21 protein-coding genes and 1 pseudogene are annotated in these 21,001 nt (G+C 71.7%); 9 read left to right on the forward strand and 13 right to left on the reverse strand.

Going from position 1 to position 21,001, the window contains the following annotated elements; translation table 11 throughout:
* Window positions 1-307 precede the first annotated feature (307 nt).
* The 3 genes and pseudogenes from EDF23_RS01645 to EDF23_RS01655 all read right to left on the reverse strand — a co-directional run bounded on the left by EDF23_RS01645 (window position 308) and on the right by EDF23_RS01655 (window position 2,015).
* The gene (locus EDF23_RS01645) at window positions 308-1,288 is read right to left on the reverse strand and encodes an SURF1 family protein (RefSeq protein ID WP_131880192.1); all 981 of its coding nucleotides are present in this window, start codon (window positions 1,286-1,288) and stop codon (window positions 308-310) included.
* Window positions 1,289-1,386: 98 nt separating this feature from the next.
* Window positions 1,387-1,593: pseudogene (locus EDF23_RS01650) on the reverse strand (hypothetical protein); the annotation flags it as partial.
* Window positions 1,593-2,015, reverse strand: coding sequence for a DUF3099 domain-containing protein (locus tag EDF23_RS01655; RefSeq protein ID WP_123294380.1), 423 nt, complete (start codon window positions 2,013-2,015; stop codon window positions 1,593-1,595). The gene EDF23_RS01655 and the pseudogene EDF23_RS01650, both read right to left, overlap by 1 nt.
* 165 nt (window positions 2,016-2,180) lie before the next feature.
* Here EDF23_RS01655 and fabG point away from each other — a divergent pair, with 165 nt between their 5' ends.
* Entirely contained in the window at window positions 2,181-2,894 is a 714-nt protein-coding gene (fabG, locus tag EDF23_RS01660) for a 3-oxoacyl-ACP reductase FabG (protein WP_027465673.1), read from the forward strand.
* 92 nt (window positions 2,895-2,986) lie between these two features.
* Here the strand turns inward: fabG and serB are convergent, their stop codons facing one another.
* Together serB and glgC are read right to left on the reverse strand one after the other, a co-directional pair.
* Window positions 2,987-3,625 (reverse strand): phosphoserine phosphatase SerB, encoded by a 639-nt coding sequence (gene serB, locus EDF23_RS01665; RefSeq protein ID WP_131920127.1) that lies wholly within the window; start codon window positions 3,623-3,625, stop codon window positions 2,987-2,989.
* A 99-nt stretch (window positions 3,626-3,724) separates the two neighbouring features.
* A complete protein-coding gene (glgC, locus tag EDF23_RS01670; RefSeq protein WP_123294454.1) occupies window positions 3,725-4,966 on the reverse strand; it encodes a glucose-1-phosphate adenylyltransferase in 1,242 nt (413 codons plus the stop codon).
* Between the two features lie 47 nt (window positions 4,967-5,013).
* On the opposite strand from glgC, the gene glgA reads away from it, so the two are divergent.
* The 3 genes from glgA (at window position 5,014) to EDF23_RS01685 (ending at window position 7,362) form a co-directional block, all read left to right on the forward strand.
* On the forward strand, window positions 5,014-6,213 hold the full coding sequence (gene glgA, locus EDF23_RS01675) for a glycogen synthase (RefSeq protein ID WP_131880186.1): 1,200 nt from the start codon (window positions 5,014-5,016) through the stop codon (window positions 6,211-6,213).
* A gap of 9 nt (window positions 6,214-6,222) precedes the next feature.
* Window positions 6,223-7,005, forward strand: coding sequence for an ABC transporter ATP-binding protein (locus EDF23_RS01680; protein ID WP_111083979.1), 783 nt, complete (start codon window positions 6,223-6,225; stop codon window positions 7,003-7,005).
* Window positions 7,006-7,113: 108 nt separating this feature from the next.
* A complete protein-coding gene (locus EDF23_RS01685) occupies window positions 7,114-7,362 on the forward strand; it encodes a type B 50S ribosomal protein L31 (protein ID WP_017887280.1) in 249 nt (82 codons plus the stop codon).
* Between the two features lie 79 nt (window positions 7,363-7,441).
* On the opposite strand, the gene EDF23_RS01690 is transcribed toward EDF23_RS01685, so the two are convergent.
* Window positions 7,442-8,206: a 3'-5' exonuclease gene (locus EDF23_RS01690; protein WP_243648775.1), complete on the reverse strand. Its 765-nt coding sequence runs from the start codon at window positions 8,204-8,206 to the stop codon at window positions 7,442-7,444.
* 37 nt (window positions 8,207-8,243) lie between these two features.
* On the reverse strand, window positions 8,244-9,953 hold the full coding sequence (gene treS / locus EDF23_RS01695) for a maltose alpha-D-glucosyltransferase (RefSeq protein ID WP_131920129.1): 1,710 nt from the start codon (window positions 9,951-9,953) through the stop codon (window positions 8,244-8,246).
* A gap of 113 nt (window positions 9,954-10,066) precedes the next feature.
* On the opposite strand from treS, the gene EDF23_RS01700 reads away from it, so the two are divergent.
* Together EDF23_RS01700 and EDF23_RS01705 are read left to right on the forward strand one after the other, a co-directional pair.
* Complete coding sequence (locus EDF23_RS01700; protein ID WP_131920130.1) at window positions 10,067-11,074, forward strand: alpha/beta hydrolase; 1,008 nt, start codon at window positions 10,067-10,069, stop codon at window positions 11,072-11,074.
* Between the two features lie 5 nt (window positions 11,075-11,079).
* On the forward strand, window positions 11,080-12,153 hold the full coding sequence (locus EDF23_RS01705; RefSeq protein ID WP_131920656.1) for a glycosyltransferase family 1 protein: 1,074 nt from the start codon (window positions 11,080-11,082) through the stop codon (window positions 12,151-12,153).
* 96 nt (window positions 12,154-12,249) lie between these two features.
* Here the strand turns inward: EDF23_RS01705 and EDF23_RS01710 are convergent, their stop codons facing one another.
* The 3 genes from EDF23_RS01710 to EDF23_RS01720 all read right to left on the reverse strand — a co-directional run bounded on the left by EDF23_RS01710 (window position 12,250) and on the right by EDF23_RS01720 (window position 14,542).
* A complete protein-coding gene (locus EDF23_RS01710; RefSeq protein ID WP_131920132.1) occupies window positions 12,250-12,990 on the reverse strand; it encodes a hypothetical protein in 741 nt (246 codons plus the stop codon).
* A gap of 69 nt (window positions 12,991-13,059) precedes the next feature.
* On the reverse strand, window positions 13,060-13,698 hold the full coding sequence (locus tag EDF23_RS01715; protein WP_131920134.1) for a histidine phosphatase family protein: 639 nt from the start codon (window positions 13,696-13,698) through the stop codon (window positions 13,060-13,062).
* Between the two features lie 7 nt (window positions 13,699-13,705).
* Window positions 13,706-14,542, reverse strand: coding sequence for a Sir2 family NAD-dependent protein deacetylase (locus tag EDF23_RS01720; RefSeq protein ID WP_131920658.1), 837 nt, complete (start codon window positions 14,540-14,542; stop codon window positions 13,706-13,708).
* A 175-nt stretch (window positions 14,543-14,717) separates the two neighbouring features.
* On the opposite strand from EDF23_RS01720, the gene EDF23_RS01725 reads away from it, so the two are divergent.
* Window positions 14,718-15,536 (forward strand): RNA methyltransferase, encoded by an 819-nt coding sequence (locus tag EDF23_RS01725; protein ID WP_131920136.1) that lies wholly within the window; start codon window positions 14,718-14,720, stop codon window positions 15,534-15,536.
* 35 nt (window positions 15,537-15,571) lie between these two features.
* Here EDF23_RS01725 and EDF23_RS01730 read toward each other — a convergent pair whose 3' ends face one another.
* Genes EDF23_RS01730 through EDF23_RS01740 form a run of 3 tightly spaced genes read right to left on the reverse strand, consistent with a single transcriptional unit; the run spans window position 15,572 to window position 18,941 of the window.
* Entirely contained in the window at window positions 15,572-17,152 is a 1,581-nt protein-coding gene (locus EDF23_RS01730) for an AtzH-like domain-containing protein (protein ID WP_131920138.1), read from the reverse strand.
* On the reverse strand, window positions 17,149-18,249 hold the full coding sequence (locus EDF23_RS01735; RefSeq protein WP_131920140.1) for an acetamidase/formamidase family protein: 1,101 nt from the start codon (window positions 18,247-18,249) through the stop codon (window positions 17,149-17,151). The genes EDF23_RS01730 and EDF23_RS01735 overlap by 4 nt, the downstream gene beginning before the upstream one ends.
* Window positions 18,249-18,941, reverse strand: coding sequence for a FadR/GntR family transcriptional regulator (locus EDF23_RS01740; protein ID WP_123294389.1), 693 nt, complete (start codon window positions 18,939-18,941; stop codon window positions 18,249-18,251). The genes EDF23_RS01735 and EDF23_RS01740 overlap by 1 nt, the downstream gene beginning before the upstream one ends.
* A gap of 145 nt (window positions 18,942-19,086) precedes the next feature.
* Here EDF23_RS01740 and EDF23_RS01745 point away from each other — a divergent pair, with 145 nt between their 5' ends.
* Both EDF23_RS01745 and EDF23_RS01750 read left to right on the forward strand, forming a co-directional pair.
* Entirely contained in the window at window positions 19,087-20,418 is a 1,332-nt protein-coding gene (locus EDF23_RS01745; protein WP_131920142.1) for an amidohydrolase family protein, read from the forward strand.
* Window positions 20,411-20,989 carry a DUF1097 domain-containing protein gene (locus tag EDF23_RS01750; protein WP_243648776.1) on the forward strand — a complete coding sequence of 193 codons (579 nt, stop codon included), beginning with the start codon at window positions 20,411-20,413 and terminating at the stop codon, window positions 20,987-20,989. The genes EDF23_RS01745 and EDF23_RS01750 overlap by 8 nt, the downstream gene beginning before the upstream one ends.
* The last annotated feature ends 12 nt before the right edge of the window (window positions 20,990-21,001 follow it).

Below are 21,001 nucleotides of genomic sequence, written 5' to 3' on the forward strand. Positions count from 1 at the left end.
CAGGTTCGCCGAGTGGTCACCATGTGTCGTCGCCGTCGCCGGCGAGCGACGGTTCGTGACCGCTCGGCGGCACGCGTGCGAGCGCGTCGTGACCAGCGGCCGGGCGGCGTGCGGTGGTCGACGTGACCGTAGGACGGACGGGAGGCCCGTGGCGACGCCGCCACGGGCCTCCCGTCCGCTGTCCCGTCGGTCAAGGCAACCCGCTCACGTCCGCCGAGTGGTCACCACGTGGCGTCACCGGCGTCGACGGGCGACGGTTCGTGACCGCTCGGCGGCGCGCCCGCGGCGAGCGGCCCGGCGCAGCGCGTCAGCGGCGGGACGCGATCAGGTCGTCCTCGATCTCGGCGTCGGTCTTCGGCTTGGCGTCCTTGCGGCGCTGCCGCTCCTGGGCGCGCTCGCGTTCCTCCGGGTCGTCCTGGTTGAGGTTCCGGTACTCCTGCACCATCACGTACGCCAGGAACCCGAAGCCGCCGGCCGCGAACAGGAACCACTGGATGAAGTAGCTCAGGTGCAGGCCGGTGTCGGCAGTGGGACGCTCCCAGCCGAGCGGGCGCGCCTCGGTCGGGGCGGGGGACTCGGAGGCGAGCTCGCCGTACGCACCCGTCCAGATCGGGGTGTCGACCTTCTTCGCGACGTCGGCCAGGGTCACCGACTGCACCTGGTCCGTGTGCGCGGGGTCGGTACGGCCGGGGATCCGGGGCTCGCTCTGCTGCAGCCGGACGATCGCCGTGACCTCGCCCGACGGGGGAGCGGGTACGTGGTCGGGGGCGTCCTGCGCGTTGCCGGTGGGGACCCAGCCGCGGTCGACGATGAACGCCCGGCCGTCGTCGGTGACCAGGGGGGTGAGGACCTCGAAGCCGGGCTGGCCGTTGTGCACGCGGTTGCGGACGAGCAGCTGCGCGTCGATGTCGTAGCGGCCGGTCACGGAGACGCGGAGCCACTCCTGCTCGTCCTGCCAGCTCGACGCCGTCGGCAGCGCCTGGTCGAGGGGGACCGGGGTGTGGTCGTAGTTCTGGGCGACCTGCTCGTTCTGGCGCACCGCTTCGTTGCGGCGGTCCCACTGCCACATGCCGAACAGCGCGCACACGATCGCGAAGGCCACGGCGATCGCGAAGTACCCGAGCCAGCGGCGACTGCGGACGAAGTGCCAGCCGACGAAGGGCTCGTCCGGGTCCTGGGTGGGGCGTTCGTCGTCCGGCACGGAGCGACGGGCGTGGTCGGCGGCGCGCTGCAGCTTGGCAGCGTGCTTCCGGCCGTACCGGGAGTGCGGGTCGAAGTCGTCGGTCATCGACCGGTGCCGGTGGAGCGCACCCCGACGTCGTTCTTCGGTGACGAGGCCGGATCGCGTTCGTCGTCGAGCCGGTCGACGTCCTCGTGCATGCCGGTGACGCGCACCGGGAAGGTGCGGGACCGCAGGTAGTCGGCGAGGAAGTCGCGGTGCTCCTCGCACGCGGCCCAGATCTTCACGCGGTCGGCGGAGTGGATCCGGGGGTTGCGCCAGTTCACCCGCCACGCTGCCGTGTTGGAGCAGCCGGCACGGGAGCAGACGGGGGTCGAGCCCGGCTCGGTGTGCAGGTCGAAGGTCGCGCCCATCAGCGGGGTCCCCACATCTTCGAGCGGTCGCCGTTGCGCTGCCACTCGTCCTGCGCGTGCTGCGCCTGCTGCCGGAGGCGGTCCTGCTCGTCGCGGTAGGCCTGGGCCCGGTCCTCTTCCTGCTGCTCGCGGAGGCCGGGGTCGACCGCGTCGTAGAGCTGCATCGCACCGGCGGGCGAGATCATGTCGCTCTCGGTCCGGCTGCCGGCGTTCGCGACGATCACGGCGACCCAGGGGATCACGGCGGCGAGGACGATCGGCACGACGGCGATCCAGGAGTGCCAGATGGAGTAGACGAGCACGGCCACGACGAAGAGGACGACGCGGATGGCCATCTGCCACACGTAGCGGGACAGGCGGTGCGCCCGGTCCAGCTCCGGCGAATCCGGGAGCGTGGTGATGCTGGTGTGCGTGCTCTTCATACAGATGGTCTCCGTCTACCCGTGGTCCAGCCTAAGCCTCCGGGGCCGATCGTGGGTGCGCCGCGCGCGAACGGGCTGCGGTGCTGGCTCCGCTACGCTCGTCCGGGCGTGTCCGCCGACCCGTCGGCACGACACGACCGCACACCACCACCGAACGGAGCGACAATGAGCACCCCCCGTACCGTCCTGATCACCGGCGGCAACCGCGGCATCGGCCACGCCCTCGCCGAGCGTTTCGTCGCCGCCGGGCACCGCGTCGCAGTCACGTCGCGCAGCGGACAGGGCGGACCCGAAGGGGCCCTCACCGTGCAGGCCGACATCACCGACACGGCCTCGGTGGACGCCGCCTTCACGCAGGTCGAAGCCGAACTCGGACCGATCGAGGTGCTCGTGGCCAACGCCGGCATCACGAACGACCAGCTGCTGCTCCGCATGTCCGAGGACGACTTCACGAGCGTCGTCGACACCAACCTGACCGGCACGTTCCGGGTCGTGAAGCGCGCCACCAAGGGCATGATGAAGGCCAAGTTCGGCCGCATCGTGCTCATGTCGAGCGTCGTCGGCGCCTACGGCCAGATCGGCCAGGTCAACTACGCGTCGTCGAAGGCCGCCCTGGTCGGCATGGCCCGGTCGATCACCCGTGAGCTCGGCTCGCGCGGCATCACCGCCAACGTCGTCGCGCCCGGGTTCATCCAGACCGACATGACGGCCGCGCTGTCCGACGAGCTGCAGGCCGAGTTCAAGAAGGCGATCCCGGCGGCCCGGTACGGCACGGTCGACGACGTCGCCGACGCCACGCTGTTCCTGGCGAGCGACGGGGCCGGCTACGTCTCCGGCGCGATCATCCCGGTCGACGGCGGCCTCGGCATGGGCCACTAGCCCGCGCCTGCGCGTCGTTTCGTGCTCAGCGACAGTTCACGGGTGCTCGCGCACGTGAGGTGTCGCTGAGCGCGAAGAACCGGACGGTCCGCTCAGCCGCGCAGGCCGAGCGTCGCGAGCACGGCGGACAGGTCGCGGTCCACGACGGCGACGTCTGCCTGCTCCCGCACGCGCGGCTTCGCGTCGAACGCCACCGACAGGGCGGCGACGCGCATCATCTCGAGGTCGTTCGCCCCGTCGCCGATCGCGACGGTGCGGACCGCGTCCACGCCGTCGGCCTCGGCCCACTCGCGCAGGGCGACGGCCTTGGCGTGCGCGTCCACGACGTCGCCGAGCACACGTCCGGTCAGCACGCCGTCGGACACCTCGAGTCGGTTCGCCCGGCAGTGGTCGAGACCGAGCTGCTCGGCGAACGGGTCGAGGACCTCGTGGAACCCGCCGGACACGACACCGACGGTCCCACCGGCGGCGTGCACGCCGCGGACGAGTTGGTCGGCACCCCGCGTCACGCGGACCGCCTGCTGTGCGCGTCGGAAGACGTCGACCGGGAGGCCCGCAAGGGTCGCGACACGCTCCCGGAGGCTCTCGGCGAAGTCGATCTCCCCGCGCATGGCGCGCTCCGTGATCGCCGCGACCTGTGGCCGGGTCCCGGCGGTGTCAGCGAGGAGTTCGATCACCTCGTCCTCGAGGAGGGTGGAATCGGCATCGAGGACGACGAGGAAGCGGGGCACGGACCAACGGTACCGACAGACGGAGGCACGGGCCGCGTCCGTGACGCGAGCCGTGCCTCCTGTCCGTCCGTTCGTCGGTGTCGACGCGACCGGCCGACGCTACGCGTCGACGCGGACGCCCTTGCCGACCACGGTGATGCCCGACTCGGTCACGGTGAAGCCGCGGGCCTCGTCGGCCTCACGGTCGATGCCGACCTGCGCACCCGGCGCGATGACGACGTCCTTGTCCAGGATCGCCCGGTTCACGACCGAACCGGCGCCGATCGTCGCCCGCTCGAACACGATCGAGTCGAGGACCTTCGCGCCGGAGTCGATCCCGCACCACGGGCCGATCATGCTGCGTTCGACCTGTGCGCCCGACACCAGGCAGCCGAGCGACACGAGCGAGTCGACCGTCGAGCCGGTGTTGCCGTTGGCGTCCCGCACGAACTTCGCCGGCGGCAGGTTCGTCTGCTGGTTGAAGATCGGCCAGTCCTGGTTGTACAGGTTGAAGACCGGCACCGGGGCGATGAGGTCCATGTGCGCGTCGAAGAACGAGTCGATCGTCCCCACGTCGCGCCAGTAGTACTTGTCACGGTCGGTGGACCCGGGGACCTCGTTGCGCTGCAGGTCGTAGACCCCGGCGTCGCCGCGGTCCACGAAGTCGGGGACGATGTCGCCGCCCATGTCGTGCGCGGACGACTCGACCTGGCCGTCGCGGAGCACCGCGTCGACGAGGGCATCCGCGTTGAACACGTAGTTGCCCATCGAGGCGAGGACCTCGCCGGGGGAGTCGGCGAGCCCGACCGGGTTCTTCGGCTTCTCGAGGAAGGCGTCGATCTTCGTCGGGTCGTCGGCGTCCACCTGGATGACGCCGAACTGGTCGGCGAGCTCGATGGGCTGACGGATCGCCGCGACGGTGGCGCTGCGACCCGAGGCGATGTGCGCCTCGACCATCTGGTGGAAGTCCATCCGGTACACGTGGTCGGCGCCGACCACGACGACGATGTCGGGACGCTCGTCGCGGAGCAGGTTGAGCGACTGCAGGATCGCGTCGGCCGAACCGGCGAACCAGCGCTTGCCGAGTCGCTGCTGCGCAGGGACCGACGCCACGTAGGACCCGAGCAGGCCCTCCATGCGCCAGGTCTCGGCGACGTGCCGGTCGAGACTGTGCGACTTGTACTGGGTGAGGACGACGATCTTCTGCAGACCGGAGTTCACCAGGTTCGACAGCGCGAAGTCGATGAGACGGAAGTTCCCGCCGAACGGGACTGCGGGCTTCGCCCGGTCGGCCGTGAGTGGCATGAGCCGTTTCCCCTCGCCGCCAGCGAGCACGATGCCGAAGACCTTCTTTGGTGCCATGCCGCTCACAGTAGGCGTCAGCACTGGGAACCGGTTACCTTGAACCCGTGCGAGTCGATCTACTGACCAGGGAGTATCCGCCGGAGGTCTACGGCGGAGCGGGTGTCCACGTGGCCGAACTGACTGCTGCGTTGCGGTCGGGGACCGACACCGACGTCCGGGTCCGGGCCTTCGGGGCCTTCCGCGACGAAGCCGACGTCTGGGGGTACCGCACGCCGGCCGGCCTCGAGCAGGCGAACGGCGCGCTGCAGGCGCTCGGCACCGACGTGGCCATCGCCGCCGACGTCGAGGGTGCCGACCTCGTGCACTCGCACACCTGGTACGCGAACTCGGCGGGCCGGATCGCGCAGTTGACCTACGGGATCCCCCACGTCGTCACGGCGCACAGCCTCGAGCCGCTCCGCCCGTGGAAGGCCGAGCAGCTCGGCGGCGGCTACCGCCTGTCGAGCTGGATGGAGCGCGAGGCGTTCGAGAACGCCGACGGCGTCATCGCGGTGTCGAAGGCCATGCGCGCCGACATCCTGCGCTCGTACCCGTCGATCGACCCGTCGAAGGTGCACGTCGTCTACAACGGCATCGACATCGACGCCTGGAAGCCGCAGGTCGACGAGGACGCCGTCCGCGCCCTCGGCATCGACCCGTCGCGCCCCAGCGTCGTCTTCGTCGGTCGCATCACCCGGCAGAAGGGCCTGCCCTACCTGCTCCGCGCCGTGGCGTCGCTCCCCGAGGACGTCCAGATCGTGCTGTGCGCCGGTGCCCCGGACACCCCGGAGATCCTCGCCGAGGTCACCGGGCTGGTCGAGGGCCTGCGTGAGCAGCGCGAGGGCGTCGTCTGGATCGACCGGATGCTCGCGCACGAGGAGATCGTGAACGTGCTGTCCTCGGGCACGGTGTTCGTGTGCCCGTCGATCTACGAACCGCTCGGCATCGTGAACCTCGAGGCCATGGCGTGCGGCATCCCCGTCGTCGGCACCGGCACCGGGGGCATCCCCGAGGTCGTCGCGGACGGTTTCACGGGTCGCATCGTGCCGATCGACCAGGCGCAGGACGGCACGGGAACCCCGACCGACCCCGACAAGTACGTGGCGGACCTGGCCGCGACCCTCAACGAGGTGCTCGCCGACGAGGGGCTCGCGAAGCTCATGGGCCGCGCCGGACGCCTGCGCGTCGAGTCCGAGTTCACCTGGGACGCGATCGCCACGAGGACACGGCAGGTCTACGACGAGGTGCTCGGCCGGACCCCGTAGGCTGGTCGCATGCCCTCGGTCGTGCGCTTGTCAGACGTCTCCGTGGTCCGCAACGGGGCCACCATCCTCGACTCGATCTCGTGGGGGGTGCAGGACGACGAACGCTGGGTCGTGCTCGGCGCGAACGGCGCCGGCAAGACCACGCTGCTGCAGGTCGCCGGTGCCCAGACGTTCCCGACCTCGGGTGACGTCGAGGTGCTCGGCACCGAGCTGGGCGGCGCCGACCTGTTCGAGCTCCGCCCGCGCATCGGCTTCGCGTCGACCGCCCTGGCCCGTCGCATCCCGGTGACCGAGAAGGTCATCGACGTCGTGCTGACGGCCGCGTACTCGGTCACGGGTCGCTGGAACGAGGAGTACGAGGAGCTCGACGTCCGCCGTGCCCAGCGCGTGCTCGAGGAGTGGGGCCTGGGGTCGTTCACCGACCGCACCTTCGGCGAGCTGAGCGACGGCGAGCAGAAGCGCGTCCAGATCGCCCGTGCGGTCATGACCGACCCGGAGATCCTGTTCCTGGACGAACCGGCCGCCTCGCTCGACCTCGGCGCCCGTGAGAGCCTCGTCCGCACCCTCGGCGGCTACGCCCAGAGTGCCGACTCGCCGGCCATCGTGATCGTCACCCACCACGTCGAGGAGATCCCCGCCGGGTTCACCCACGCGCTGGTGCTCGCCGACGGCCACGTGCAGGCCGCCGGGCCCATCGACGAGGTCCTGACCGACCAGACCCTGACCGAGGCGTTCGGCATCGCGCTGTCCGTCACGAAGGACGCCGGCCGGTACACGGCGCGCGCGTCCTAGCGCTGCGATCGCGCCGTCCGTCTGGTAACGTTGACGGCTGGCGCAAGCCGATGACTTCCCGCGCATCTCGCGCAATCCCACCACCGCTACCGCTATCGAGGAAACTCCATGAAGACCGACACCCACCCCGAGTACCGCGCCATCGTCTTCCGTGACCTGGCCTCCGGTGAGACCTTCCTGACGCGTTCGACCGCGAACAGCGACAAGACGATCGAGCTCGACGGTGCCACCTACCCGGTGATCGACGTCGAGATCTCGTCCGCTTCGCACCCGTTCTACACGGGCAAGCAGCGCATCCTCGACTCGGCCGGTCGCGTCGAGAAGTTCAACCAGCGCTTCAAGGGCTTCTCCAAGTAAGCAGCCCCACAGCACGTCGGAACGGGCGGTCCTCCTTCGGGAGGACCGCCCGTTCTGCGTCGTGCGGCCGGTGCGCGGGTCAGGCGCCGTTGCGGTGCGGCCAGCGACCGTCGGCGGTGAAGGACGGGTCGCGCTTCTTGCGCATGTACTCCTGGAACGAGGTCGCCTGCTCGGCGCACCACCCGACCTGCTTGCGGTGGAGCTCTTCTGCCGAGATGCCGAGCTCGTCCTGGTACTTGCCGGCGATGGCCTGGGCGACGCGACCGGCCGCGATGGCGTCGGCACCGGCGTCGTGCGCGTCGTCGAGGGTGACGCCGTACAGCTCGGACGCCGCCTCGAGCGTGCGCTTGCCCTTGCGGAAGGTGTCGAGTGCCTTGTCGATCACGAGCGGGTCGACGACGTTGCCGATGACGGGGGAGGCGAACCCGTGCCGCTTTGCCTCGCGGTCGAGGACCGTCAGGTCGTACGGGGCGTTGTAGATCACCAGCGGGATGCCGCGGGCGAACACCGCCTCGATCGCGGCGATGATCTCGGCGACGACCTCGGCCGCGGGACGCCCCTCGGCCTGGGCGCGCTCGGTGGTGTAGCCGTGCACGGCCGCGGCGCCCTCGGGGATCGCGATGCCCGGGTCGGCGATCCACGCGCCCTCGGCGATGGAGGCACCCGTCATGTCGATGAGGCCGACGTGCGCCGTGACGATCCGCGCCGTCTCGACGTCGACACCGGTGGTCTCGAGGTCGAAGACGCCGAGGGCGTGCCACCAGGGGCGTCCGGAGAGGTCCTGCGCCGGGACGGGCGTGTCGAGCTGTGCTGTCGGATCCAGCTGTGCTGTGGGGAACGTCACGCGGTCAGGCTAACGGGATGCACCGACACGACCGGTGCTACCCGACCGGCGCGCCGACGTGCAGCCAGTAGAACGACTGCGTCCCGAGGGTCAGCGTGACGGTGCCGTCCTCGTCGAACGCGGGGAACGAACCGCCGCCGAACAGGTCGTAGAGCGGCCGACCGGCGAACTCGGGAGCCGACACGGTGACCGACGTCGGGTTCGTGGCGAACGAGAACACGCACAGCACGTCCTCCGCCGACGGCCCGAACTGCTGGCCGGAGCCCTCCCACGAGCGCACGAACGCGAGCACCGACTCGTTCGACGTCTCCTGCACGTGCAGGGTCCCGAGCCCGAACACCGGGTGGGCCTTCCGCACGTGGATGACGTTGCGCACCCAGTGCAGCAGGGAGCGGGACTGGGCGAGCTGCGCCTCGACGTTGACCTGCGCGTAGTTGTACACGAGCGACTGCACCACGGGCAGGTAGAGCTTGCCCGGGTCTGCCGTGGAGAACCCGGCGTTGCGGTCGGGGGTCCACTGCATCGGCGTGCGGGACGAGTCGCGGTCGGGCAGCCAGATGTTGTCGCCCATCCCGATCTCGTCGCCGTAGTACAGGAACGGCGAGCCCGGCAGCGAGAACAGCAGCGCGTGGATGAGTTCGAGTTCGGCTCGCGAGTTGTCGAGCAGGGGAGCGAGCCGGCGCCGGATGCCGATGTTCGAGCGCATCCGGGGGTCGTAGCCGTACCAGCCGTACATGGCCTGCCGGTACTCCTCGCTGACCATCTCGAGCGTGAGCTCGTCGTGGTTGCGGAGGAACACGCCCCAGGCTGCCGCGGACGGTACGTCGAGCGTCTCCGACAGGATCGCCGACAGCTCCTTGGCGTGCTGGGCACGGAGCGAGTAGAAGATACGGGGCATCACCGGGAAGTCGAACGCCATGTGGCACTCGGGCTCCTCGTCGGTGCCGAAGAAGGCGGCGGTCTCGCGCGGCCACTGGTTCGCCTCGGCGAGCAGGACACGGCCGGGGTACTCGTCGTCCACCATCGCGCGCATCTTCTTGATGAACTCGTGGGTCTCCGGTTCGCCCTCGCCGTTGCCCGCTTCCGACTCGAACAGGTACGGGATCGCGTCGAGCCGCAGACCGTCGACACCGAGGTCGAGCCAGTGCCGCACGACGTCGTACACGGCCTCGACCACGGCGGGGTTCTCGAAGTTCAGGTCGGGCTGGTGCGAGAAGAACCGGTGGAAGAAGAACTGCCGGCGGACCGGGTCGAACGTCCAGTTCGACTCCTCGGTGTCGACGAAGATGACCCGGATGTTCGGGTACTCCTCGTCGGTGTCCCGCCAGACGTAGAAGTCGCCGAAGGGACCGTCGGGGTCCTCGCGGGACTGCTGGAACCACTCGTGCTGGTCGCTGGTGTGGTTGATCACCATGTCGATGACGATGCGCATGTTGCGCTCGTGCGACTTCGTGACGAGCTCGCGGAAGTCGTCGAGCGTGCCGAACTCCGGCAGGATCGCCTTGTAGTCGGCGATGTCGTACCCGCCGTCGCGCATCGGCGACTGGAAGAACGGCGGCAGCCACAGGGCGTCGACGCCGAGCCACTGCAGGTAGTCGAGCTTGCCGATCACGCCCTGCAGGTCGCCGATCCCGTCGCCGTTCGAATCGACGAACGAGCGGATCATGCACTCGTAGAAGACCGAGCGCTTGTACCACTGCGGGTCGAGCGTCAGGCCGGGCAGCTGGATCGGGGCTGTGAAGGTCACCGTGCTCCTCGTCGTCATCGACGGGCCCGTCGACGGCCCGCCCCGGACACGATAGGCGCGCGATGCTGCGGGTGTCCGGGGTTTCGTGCGGTTGTCTTCGTAGACTGGCGCCGATGCAACCGCCCGTGCTCTCCCCGTACCAGTCGCTCATGGCCGCCACCCCGGTGGTCCACCGGTCCGTGCAGGTCGACGGCCGAACCACGCACTACTGGGAGTACGGGCCGTCCGACGCGATGCAGACCGTCCTGGCGGTGCACGGGTTCCGCGGCGACCACCACGGCCTCGAGACGATCGCCGCGCACCTGCAGGACGTCCGCGTGATCGTGCCCGACCTGCCCGGCTTCGGCGTGTCCGACCCGTTGCCGGTGTCGGACATCGAGTCGTACGTCGGCTGGCTGCGCGCGTTCCACGAGGCCCTCGGGCTCGGCCGCGACGCCGTCGTCCTCGGCCACTCGTTCGGGTCGATCGTGGTGTCCGCCACCGTGGCCGACGGGCTCGACACCCGGCTGCTCGTCCTCGTGAACCCGATCGCCGCGCCGGCGCTGCAGGGGCCCCGCGCGGTGGGTACCGGGATCGCGATCGGCTACTACAAGGCCGGCGCGGTGCTGCCGAAGCCGATCGGGCTCGGGATCCTGCGGAACGCCGCCATCGTGCGGGTGATGAGCATCGCGATGCTCAAGTCGCACGACCGGGGGATGCGCCGCTGGGTGCACGACCAGCACGACCGCTACTTCTCGGCCTTCGCGAACCGCACGAGCGTGCTCGAGGCGTTCCGCACCTCGGTCACCCACGACGTGTCCGAGTACGCGGACCGCATCGACGTGCCGGTGCTGATGATCGCCGCCGAGCACGACGACATCACGGCCGTCCCCGAGCAGCGCGCCCTGGCCGCCCGCCTCCGCGATGCCGAACTCGTGGTCATCCCCGGGGTCGGGCACCTGGTGCACTACGAGACACCGGCACCGGCCGCTGCGGCGGTGCTGCGCCGGATGGCGGACACGGCCGCGCGCCCTGGACGGGGCCGCGGCACCAAGGCGGGCCGATCGTCGGGCGCGGGACGGGCCTCCCGGACGACCGTGACGAAGACGACGGCGAGCGACGCGAAGGAGACCGACGCGTGACGCGCCTGCGCATCGGCATCGACTGCCGCTACGTCCGGATCGGCCGCCACGACGGCATCAGCCGGTTCACCGCCGGGGTCGCCTGGAACCTGCCCGACCGGCACGACGCCGTGCTGCTCGTCCACGACGAGCGCCAGCTCGAGTCCCTGCCGCGCGACCTGCCGTGGGAGCTGCTGCCGGCACCCACCGACGCGGGGGAGCCGCTCGTCGCACGGCGGGTGAACCGGCTCGGCCTCGACGCCGTGTTCTCGCCGATGCAGACGATGGGCTCGCGGGGGCGCGACTACGCACTCGTGCTCACCCTGCACGACCTGATCTACTACCGGAACCGGACACCTCCGCGCGAGTTCTCGTGGCCGCTCCGGCTCGGGTGGCGCGCGTTCCACCTGTCGTGGGTGCCGCAGCGCGTCCTGCTGAACGGCGCCGACGGGGTGGTCACGGTGTCCGAGACCACCGCGGGGCTCATCGCCGAGCACCGGCTGACGAAGCGTCCGGTGACGGTGGCGTACAACGCTGCCGACCCGGCGACTCCGCGTGCGGCGGGTGCGGCGCGCGAGCGCTCGCTCGTCTACATGGGGTCGTTCATGCCGTACAAGAACGTGGAGACGCTGGCGGCCGCGCTACCCCTCCTCGGAGCGGACTGGACCCTGCACTGCATGTCGCGGGTGTCCGACGCCGACCGCGCACGGATCGAGGGGCTCGCGCCGGCCGGCTCGATCGTGTTCCACGACGGTGCGACCGACGAGGAGTACCTGTCGGTGCTCCGATCCGCCACGGCCCTGGCGACGGCGTCGTACGACGAGGGCTTCGGCATCCCGCTGGTCGAGGCGATGGGCGTCGGGACCCCGGTCGTCGTGAGCGACATCCCGATCTTCCGCGAGATCGGGGGCGATGCGGCCGAGTACTTCGACCCGGCGTCGCCGTCGGCGGTGGCGGCTGCGGTACGGCGGGTCGAGGAGCGGTGGGACGAGGCCTCGGCGCAGTCGGTCGAGCGGGCCGCGCGGTTCCGGTGGCAGGACTCGGCGGAGCAGGTCGTGCGGGCGGTCGAGCGGGCCGTGGCCGACCGGCGCGCGCGGTAGCGGGGTGGGGCGCGGGGGCGGGGCGCGCGCACGCGGTTTGCGACAGACCACGCGTCGATCGACTCGTGGATTGACGCAGAACGCGCGCGGGTCGTGCTACTTCGCCGCGACCACCTCGACGCTCGCCCCGGGGAACACCTTGTGCGTCTCCTCGGTCACCCGCGCCACGATCGGCGGGACGGCGGCCCCTCGCCCCGGGGTCTCGACGACGATCGACTGGTCGGCGGCGCGGTCCGACGGGGTGCCACCGCGTTCCCACGAGCAGCGGACGGCCGTGACCCCGCCGATGTGGTCGAGCGTGTCCGCCAGCACCAGGCGCTTCGCGGTCACCGTTCGCGAGTCGGAAACACCCACCTCGAGGGTGCCGAGGTCGGCGATCGCGACGACCCGGACGCCGTTGCCACCGGCCGAGTCGGTCGCGCGGCTCAGCGTCTCGACCAGGTCGGTGCGCGCGGCAGGGTCGAGCGACGGGTCGGCCGTGATCGTCGCGGTGGCGTCGTAGCTCGCGAAGCCGGTCTTCTCGGCCGGGTGGTGGCGGACCTCGGTGACGCCCGGCACATCGGCGAGCCGGTCGTCGAGGCGGTCGAGTGCCAGGTCCGGCCGGGGGAACACGCCGCCGATGCCGGTCTGCACGCTGCCGATGATGGTGCCGAGCACGAGGGCGATGACCCCGGCGACCACGACGGTGCTGCCGCCGATGACGAGCCAGGTACGTGCCCGTTGCCCCATCGTGCGGGTCTGCACGCTGGCGGTCTCGGGGCCGAAGGCACGGTCGAGGTCGTCGTCCTGCTGGTCAGTGGCTTGCCAGCCACCCGGGTCGGTTCCGTCGGTCACCATGTCGCCCCCTGGTTCGGGTGCGTCGGAGCCTAGTCGCAGGACGGCCGCCCCGTCCGCGCAGGGCGCTCGTCAGCGCCGGCGTTCCAGCGGGTTCTGGTAGTCGAACGCGTACCGCCCGGGCCCGTCCGAGACGTCGTCGATCGGGTCGTCGAACCGGACGAGCTCCGCGTGGAAGCGTTCGGGGTCCCAGCGGAACGAGTGGATCGAGCCGTTGCGGATCGGAGTGGCGTGCCGGTCGGCGGTACCGGGCGCCGCCTCGTTGACCACGCTCCGGATCACCGCGCCGTGGGTGGCGACGACCACGACCCCGCCGTCGAAGCGCACCGCGATCTCACCGAGCGTCTCGGTGATGCGGGCGAGCAGCGCGGACCGGGATTCGCGGCCCGGGATGTCGTCGTGCGGGTACATCGCCGTGACCTCGGTGTCGGTGAGCCCCTCGGCTTCGCCGTAGGAGCGTTCGGCCAGCCCGGCGTACGTCACGGGTGCCGCGAGGCCGAGCCGGTCGGCGATGATCGTCCCGGTCTCGGCGGCGCGGGACAGCGGCGAGGCGACGACGGCGTCGAACTGCCGGCGGGTGAGGAGTTCGGCGGCCTCGGTGGCCTGTCGCCGTCCGGTGTCGTTGAGCGGGATGTCGGTGGAACCCTGGATGCGGCGCTGCGCGTTCCAGTCGGTCTCACCGTGCCGGACCAGGTACAGGAGCGTCGTCACCCGTCGATCATCCCAGACGCCGAGCTGGACCGAGCCGCTCGGCCAGGTGCACCAGCGTCTCGGTCGTCCCGCCGTCGAGCTTCACGGCGGCACGGCGGTCGCTGCGGGTCGCACCGCGGTTCACGATGACCACCGGGTTCTTGCGGCGGGCAGCGTGGTCGACGAGCCGCACGCCGGAGTTCACCGTCAGCGACGACCCCACCACGAGCAGCGCCTCGGCGTCGGCGACGATCGACACCGCCTCGTGGAACTTCTCGGTGGGCACGAACTCGCCGAAGAAGACGACGTCGGGCTTGAGCATCCCGCCGCACACCGAGCAGTCCGGCACCACGAAGCGCTCGACGTCGGTGATCTCGACGTCGCCGTCGGGCTGCAGCTGCACCGAGCCGGGCTCGTCGATCCACGGGTTGGCGCGGTCTATGGTCGTGGCGAGGTCGGCGCGGGAGAACACCTGCCCGCACGTCAGGCAGAGGGCGCGGTCCATCGACCCGTGGATCTCGACCACGCGGCGGGACCCGGCACGCAGGTGCAGGCCGTCGACGTTCTGCGTGATGACGCCCGTGACGACACCGGCGTCCTCGAGGGCGGCGAGCGCACGGTGCCCCTCGTTCGGTCGGGCGGCGGCGAAGCTCCGCCAGCCGAGGTGCGAGCCGGCCCAGTACCGCTGCCGTTTGGCGGCGTCGGCGCGGAACTCCTGGAAGGTCATCGGCTTGCGCACGACCCGCCCGGCGCCGCGGTAGTCGGGGATGCCGGAGTCGGTGCTCAGGCCGGCTCCGGAGAGCACGGCGACGCGCTTGCCGGCGAGCACCTCGAGCACGCGGTCGAGGTCCGCCGCGGTCGGCAGACCGGTCGGCTGACCGGTCGTCGCCCCGGTGGGCGGTCCGGTCGTCGACGCAGCATCATCCAGCACCCTGTTCACGGTACCCTCAACAGCCGACCGTCCCGGTCGCTTCCCCCTTCGGCGAGACGCGGCGAGACACCGGCTGGCCCACCACCTGCACCACACCGAAACGAGCCCCGTGCACCCCGTCCGCATCGACTCCCTCGACGACCCCCGCCTCGACGACTTCGCCCGTCTGACCGACGTGGCACTCCGCCGGGTGAGCGAACCGGAGGGCGGCCTGTACATCGCCGAGTCGAACACGGTCATCGAGCGCGCGGTCCGGGCCGGGCACACCCCGCGGAGCATCCTGGTGCAGGAGAAGTGGCTCGACAGCGTGCTGCCCCTGGTCGCGGAGCACGACGGCCCGGTCTTCGTGGGCCCGGACGCCCTGCTCGAGGAGCTCACCGGCTTCCGCATGCACCGTGGCGCGATCGCCGCCGTGCAGCGCCCCGAGCTGCCGACCGTCGCCGAGGTGGTGCGGGACGCGAAGCTCGTCGTCGTGCTCGAGGACATCGTCGACCACACCAACGTCGGCGCCGTCTTCCGCAGCGTCGCCGGTCTCGGCGCCGACGCCGTGCTGGTCAGCCCGCGCTGCGCGGACCCGCTGTACCGCCGGAGCGTCCGGGTGAGCATGGGCACGGTCCTGCAGGTCCCGTGGACCCGGATCGGTGACTGGCCGGCAGCGGGCGAGGAGCTCCGTGCGCAGGGCTTCCACCTCGCCGCGATGGCGCTGACCGACGAGTCGGTCGACCTCGCCGAGTTCGTCCGCGACGTCCCCGGCAAGGTCGCGCTCGTGATGGGCACCGAGGGGCAGGGACTGACGCCCGCCGCGATCGCGTCGGCCGACACCACGGTGCGGATCCCGATGGCGCACGGCGTCGACTCGCTCAACATCGCTGCGGCGAGCGCCGTGGGTCTGTGGGCGGTCACCCAGGCCCAGCGGCTCGCCTCCTAGGCACGCCACGAGCGGACCGGGAGGCGCGGCTCGCGTCAGTGCTGCAGCATCCGTCCGGCGCGGATCACCAGGGCACGGTCGGTGCCCGGTTCGCCGACCAGGCAGACGCCGACGGGGGCTCCGTCGACGGTGAGCGCCGGTGCGCTGACCGCCGGCAGGCCGCCGACGCTCGCGAGGCTCGTGATCGCCGTCGTCGCGGTCCGGGTGCGTTCGAGTGCCGCGGTGTCGGCGGCGAGGAGCGGTGCGGGCCCCGGGACCGTCGGGAACAGCAGGGTCCGGTCGGCGACGGCCGTGCGGATCGTGGCCCGGACGTCGTCGAGTCGTGCGACGGCGTCGGCGGTGGCTGCGGGGTCGTTCGCCCGGGCGGTGGCGAACCGGTCGCCGACGACGGTGCTCAGGGCGCCGGGGTGGGCGTCGATCCAGGCACCGTGGGCGGCGACGGCCTCGGCGGCCTGCACGAGGCGCAGCAGTTCGCGCAGGTCGTCGAGGGGCGGGATCCCGAGGTCGGCGAGCTGCACGGTGCCGATCGGTCGGCCGTGCCCTGCGACGAACGCGGTGAAGGCCTCGGCGACGGCCGGCTCGACGAGGTCCAGGAGCTCGGCGGGGACGAGGAGCTCCGGCTCCGCAGGAGCGTCCGGATCCGACGGCACCGTGGCGTCGAGCGCCGCGAGCAGGACGTCGGCGCTCCGGGTGAGCCACCCCACCGTGTCGAACGACGGCGCGAGGGGGAGCAGCCCTTTGCGGGAGACCGTGCCGTGGGTCGTCCGGAGGCCCCAGAGTCCCTGGTACGAGGCGGGGACCCGCACCGATCCCGCGGTGTCCGTGCCGATCCCGATCTCGGCCGTGCCGAGACGGACGGCCGATGCGGATCCGCTGGACGAGCCTCCCGGCAGTCGGGTCGGGACCGCCCCGTTGGGTGGGGTGCCGTGGTGTTCGTTGCGTCCCGTCAGGTTGTAGGCGAACTCGTCGGTGCGCGCGATGCCGCGGACCGCGGCGCCGGCGTCGAGGAGCGCCGCGACGGCCGCTGCCGGCGTCGCCTGGACGGGGGACTCGCGCAGGTACGTCGGGTTGCCGCCGCCGACGGGCTGGCCGGGGACGGCGTACAGGTCCTTCACCGCGACGGTGAGCCCGTCGAGCGGTCCGGACGCGGTGGGGGCGACGAGCGGGTCGCCGACGGCGCGCCAGACGGTGGTGTCGAAGGCCTTCGGGCGGCCGGTGACGTGGGCTGCCTCGATGCGCCAGCGCGGCGCGGCGTCGCCGTGGTCGCTGTCGCTGTCGCGTCGCCACAGCTGCGTCTGGAGGCCCTGCCCGCCCGCCGCGAACTCGGACACCGACACGACGAGGGCGAGTCCCTCGGCCAGGGGGCGGACCTCGACGCGCGTCAGCGACCGGGTCTGGACCCCACCCCGTGCCCCGCGGAACGCGCTGATCGCGTCGTGCCCGACGAGCAGGCCGCGGTCGTCACCGCGCATCGTGCCGGGGGCGTCGACGAATGCGGCGTCGAGCGCGTCGAGGTCGTTCGCGGCGAGGGCGGCCTCGTACGCGTCGAGCGCGTCGAGCAAGCCCTCCGGTGCCGCGGTGCTGGTCTCGTGCGTGCTCGTCTCGTGCGGGCTCATCGTGCGGGCTCCTCGAAGTCGGCCTTGCGGATGCGGGCGTGCGCGCCGGTGACCAGGTCGACCACCTGCGAGATGTTGAAGTCCGTCGCCGCCGACAGGTAGGCGTACGCCAGGTGCGGCTCCATGCCCCAGCGGGCACCGAGGATCGCGACCGCGTGCCGGACACAGGCGCGGACGGCCTCGTCGAGGTCCGGGTCCATGCCCGTCGGCACGAGGAACTCGTGGGTCTCGACGAGCGGCCAGACCAGGTCGCCGAACTGCTGCGCGGCCTCGGCGGCGGGTGTCACGTCGAACCGGACGGTCGCGCGGAGCGACGCCTCCATCGCGGTGAGCGCGACCTCGCCGTCCCCCTGCGCGAAGTGCGGGTCACCGACGTACGCGAGCGCGCCGGGGACCAGGACCGGCAGGTGCAGCTGCGCGCCGACCTGCAGCAGGTTCACGTCGACGTTGCCGCCGTGCCGGCCCGGCGGCACCGAGTGCAGGCGCTCGCCGGGGGTGGCGACGCCCATGATCCCGAGGAAGGGGGCGAGCGGGAAGTGCGCGAAGCGGTCGCGGGCGCCGGTCAGGGGGATGCGGCCCCGCTGACCCGCGGCCGTCTCGACCACGTCGGCGAAGACGCTGACCGTGGTGCCGTCGACCGGGTACTCGCCGTGCAGGGCGCCGCGGCCGTGCCGGTTCGACACGACGCCGTAGTGCACCCGTGGCAGTGTCTCGAGCACCGTCATGGTCAGGACGTCGCCCGGCTCGGCGCCCGCGATGGCGATCGGACCGGAGACGACGTGCGGGCCGTCGGTGGCGGGGTCCCGGTGGCCGCTCCTGGCGATCGCGACGGCGTCGTCCAGCACGTGCTCCCCGGCGACGCCGTGCGACGCGAAGTACGCGCGGGGGTCACTGCCCTGGTCGGGCAGGATCCCCTCGTGGCTGACGGTGTCGATCGTGACGTCCTCACCGGACGCGATCGTGATGACCGGGCGGTCGTCGGCGTTCGGCAGCCGACCCCACAGGACCGTGTCCGGGTCGACGGGCAGGTAGCGGTCGGACCGGATCGGGCCGGCGCCGGGCTGCAGGGTCGGGATCGCGGGGGTGTGTGTGGTCATCATCGGTCGGCCTTCCGTTCGACGAGGTGGGCGACGTCGGCGAGGTGGGCGGTCATCGCGTCACGGGCGCCGTCCTCGTCGTGCCGTCGGATGCAGTCGAGGATCCGTTCGTGCCAGACGAACGACGAGCGGCGACCTTCGCTGGTGCTGTGCGACCGGGCACGGACGTCCTGCACCCACCCGCTGCTGAGCTCGCACAGGGACACCAGCAGCGGGTTGCCGGAGGTGCGCGCGACCTGCACGTGGAAGGCGACGTCCTGGGCCAGCGACTCCTCGGGACTGAGTCCCGCGTGCGTGGCGGCGAGGATGCGTTCGAGGGCGAGCAGGTCCGCTTCGCCGGCACGGACGGCGGCGAGACCGGCGACCCGGGGTTCGACCACCGTGCGGAACTCGGCGACGTGCTCGGCCCGCCGTGCCAGGTCGTCGCCGTGCGCTGCGCCCGTCTGCTGTTCGAGCAGGGCGGTCGCCTCCTCGGAGCGCGGCAGCACGACGGTGCCACGGCCGGGTGTCCGGGAGACGAGTCTGCGGCGCTCGAGCTCCTGCATGGCCTCACGCACCGTGGTGCGGGACACGGCGAGGTCCTCGGCCAGGGTCCGTTCCGGCGGGAGCTTGTCGCCGGGTGCCAGGTCCTCGAGCACCAGGCGGGCCAGGTGCGCGGCGGTCGCGGCGCTCAGGGTGCGGCCTCTCTGCATGGACAGGAGCCTACGGTCATTAGTCCGCTTGGTTCATTGGTACGACCAACTTCTACACGCTCGTCACACGTGGCGTCCGAGTCGGAAACACGGCGGGCGAAGGGTGGGTCACGTCCGACCCATCCGATCCGAGGAAGACCCCACCATGGACCTGATCCTGCGCACGGCCCGCCTGACCGACGGCCGCCTGGTCGACGTCCACGTCGCCGACGGCACGATCGTCCGGGTCGCCGAAGCGGGCACAGAGGTCGCCGAAGCGGGCACGGAGGTCGCCGAAGCGGGCACGGAGGTCGAGCCGACCGAGGCGGCGCGCGTCGTGGACTGTGCCGGTCGCGTCGTGATCCCGGGGCTCATCGAGTCCCACCTGCACGTCGACAAGGCACTGCTCGACCGCGAACGACCGGACCCCGACGGCACCCTCGCCGGCGCGATCGCGGTGACGGGGGAGCTCAAACGCGGCTTCACCCACGACTCCGTCCGCGACCGCGCCCGGACCCTGCTCGACCAGGCGATCGCCAACGGCACGACACTCGTCCGGGCGCACCCCGACGTCGACCCCGTCGTCGGACTGACCGGCGTCGAGGTGCTCCTCGCCCTGCGCGACGAGTACCGCGACGCCCTGGACCTGCAGATCGTCGCGTTCCCACAGGAGGGGATCGCGAAGGCGCCGGGCACGCTCGCCCTGCTCCGCCAGGCGCTCGCCGCCGGGGCCGACGTGATCGGTGGCTGCACCTACAACGAGGCGACCCTGGCTGCATGCCACGAGCACGTCGAGACCGTCCTCGACCTCGCCGAGGAGTTCGACGTGCCGGCCGACCTGCACGCCGACTTCGCCGACGACACGTCCGACCCGCGGTTCGCCCTCGCCGGGCACATCGCCGACCGTGTCGCCGCTCGCGGGCTGCGGGACCGGGTCGCCCTCGGACACGTGACCTCGCTCGCCAGTCTGCCCCCGGTCTCGCGCAGCGCCGTGCTCGCGAAACTCGCCGCAGCGGGTGTCGCGGTGGTGCCGCTGCCCGCCACGGACCTGCACCTCGGCGGTCGCTCGGACGACCGAGACGTCCGCCGAGGGGTCGTCCCGGTGCGCGAGCTCTGGGACGCCGGCGTCACGAGCGCCTACTCGTCGAACAACGTCCGCAACGCGTTCACGCCGTTCGGCAACGCGGACCTGCTCGACATCGGGTTGCTGCTCGCGCAGGTGGGACACCTGTCCGGCCCGGCCGACCTCGGGCGCGTGCTCGAGATGGCCACGTCGTCCGCGGCCCGCGTCGTCGGGGTCTCCGACACCCACGGCATCCGGCCCGGAGCCGCCGCCGACCTCGTCGTCCTGTCGACGACCGACCCCGCGGGCGTCCTGCTCGACCGCCCCGACCGGAACCTCGTGGTCAAGCGCGGCCGCGTCGTCGCGGAGACCACCAGGACCACCCGACTCACCACCGGGTCCACCACTCGATCGAAGGAGCTCACCCATGCGTGAACGGATCCCGCACGAGATCGTCGCCTCGGTCCTCGCCGGCACGACGGCGTTCATCGGCGGCAACGCGCTGCACCTGCCCACCTGGGCGATCTTCATCAGCTGGGCGGGGATGTTCCTGCTCGGGGCGAAGCCCACGCTCCGGAACGCCACCCGGCTCTGGGCGGCGATGCCGATCGGGTCCGCCTTCGGCCTCGTGATCGTGCTGCTCGACCAGCGGTTCGGCACGGTGCTCGGCGAGGGGCAGGCCGCGCAGAACACCGTGCTCGCGCTGCTCATCCTGGTCGTCAACTGCGCGCTGATGTACACGGGTCGGACGCGGCTGTTCGGGCTCGTGCCCGGCATGTTCCTCGGGTTCGCGTCCTTCTTCGCCACGTGCTTCGGCGGCTTCGGGTTCGATCCGGGCAACGCGTGGGCGGCATGGGCGTCGGTCGTCGTGATGAACGCGCTCGGTCCGGCGTTCGCGTACCTGTCCCGGCGGCTGACGTTCGCGCGGCCGACCCAGCCCGGCGCGACGACGGACACGCCCACGACGACCCCCGCCGTCGAGCAGCCGGTCGCAGCCAGGGTCTAGGCACCGACCGGT

This window comes from Curtobacterium sp. PhB128, assembly GCF_004340725.1.
Lineage (GTDB): Bacteria > Actinomycetota > Actinomycetes > Actinomycetales > Microbacteriaceae > Curtobacterium.

Excerpts from the sequence above, each read along its gene's own strand:
- EDF23_RS01645 (WP_131880192.1), bottom strand. The coding sequence starts at position 1,288 with ATGACCGACGACTTCGACCCGCACTCCCGGTACGGCCGGAAGCACGCT.
- EDF23_RS01655 (WP_123294380.1), bottom strand. The coding sequence starts at position 2,015 with ATGAAGAGCACGCACACCAGCATCACCACGCTCCCGGATTCGCCGGAG.
- fabG (WP_027465673.1), top strand. The coding sequence starts at position 2,181 with ATGAGCACCCCCCGTACCGTCCTGATCACCGGCGGCAACCGCGGCATC.
- glgC (WP_123294454.1), bottom strand. The coding sequence starts at position 4,966 with ATGGCACCAAAGAAGGTCTTCGGCATCGTGCTCGCTGGCGGCGAGGGG.
- EDF23_RS01680 (WP_111083979.1), top strand. The coding sequence starts at position 6,223 with ATGCCCTCGGTCGTGCGCTTGTCAGACGTCTCCGTGGTCCGCAACGGG.
- EDF23_RS01685 (WP_017887280.1), top strand. The coding sequence starts at position 7,114 with ATGAAGACCGACACCCACCCCGAGTACCGCGCCATCGTCTTCCGTGAC.
- EDF23_RS01700 (WP_131920130.1), top strand. The coding sequence starts at position 10,067 with ATGCAACCGCCCGTGCTCTCCCCGTACCAGTCGCTCATGGCCGCCACC.
- EDF23_RS01710 (WP_131920132.1), bottom strand. The coding sequence starts at position 12,990 with ATGGTGACCGACGGAACCGACCCGGGTGGCTGGCAAGCCACTGACCAG.
- EDF23_RS01730 (WP_131920138.1), bottom strand. The coding sequence starts at position 17,152 with ATGAGCCCGCACGAGACGAGCACGCACGAGACCAGCACCGCGGCACCG.
- EDF23_RS01735 (WP_131920140.1), bottom strand. The coding sequence starts at position 18,249 with ATGACCACACACACCCCCGCGATCCCGACCCTGCAGCCCGGCGCCGGC.
- EDF23_RS01740 (WP_123294389.1), bottom strand. The coding sequence starts at position 18,941 with ATGCAGAGAGGCCGCACCCTGAGCGCCGCGACCGCCGCGCACCTGGCC.
- EDF23_RS01745 (WP_131920142.1), top strand. The coding sequence starts at position 19,087 with ATGGACCTGATCCTGCGCACGGCCCGCCTGACCGACGGCCGCCTGGTC.
- EDF23_RS01750 (WP_243648776.1), top strand. The coding sequence starts at position 20,411 with ATGCGTGAACGGATCCCGCACGAGATCGTCGCCTCGGTCCTCGCCGGC.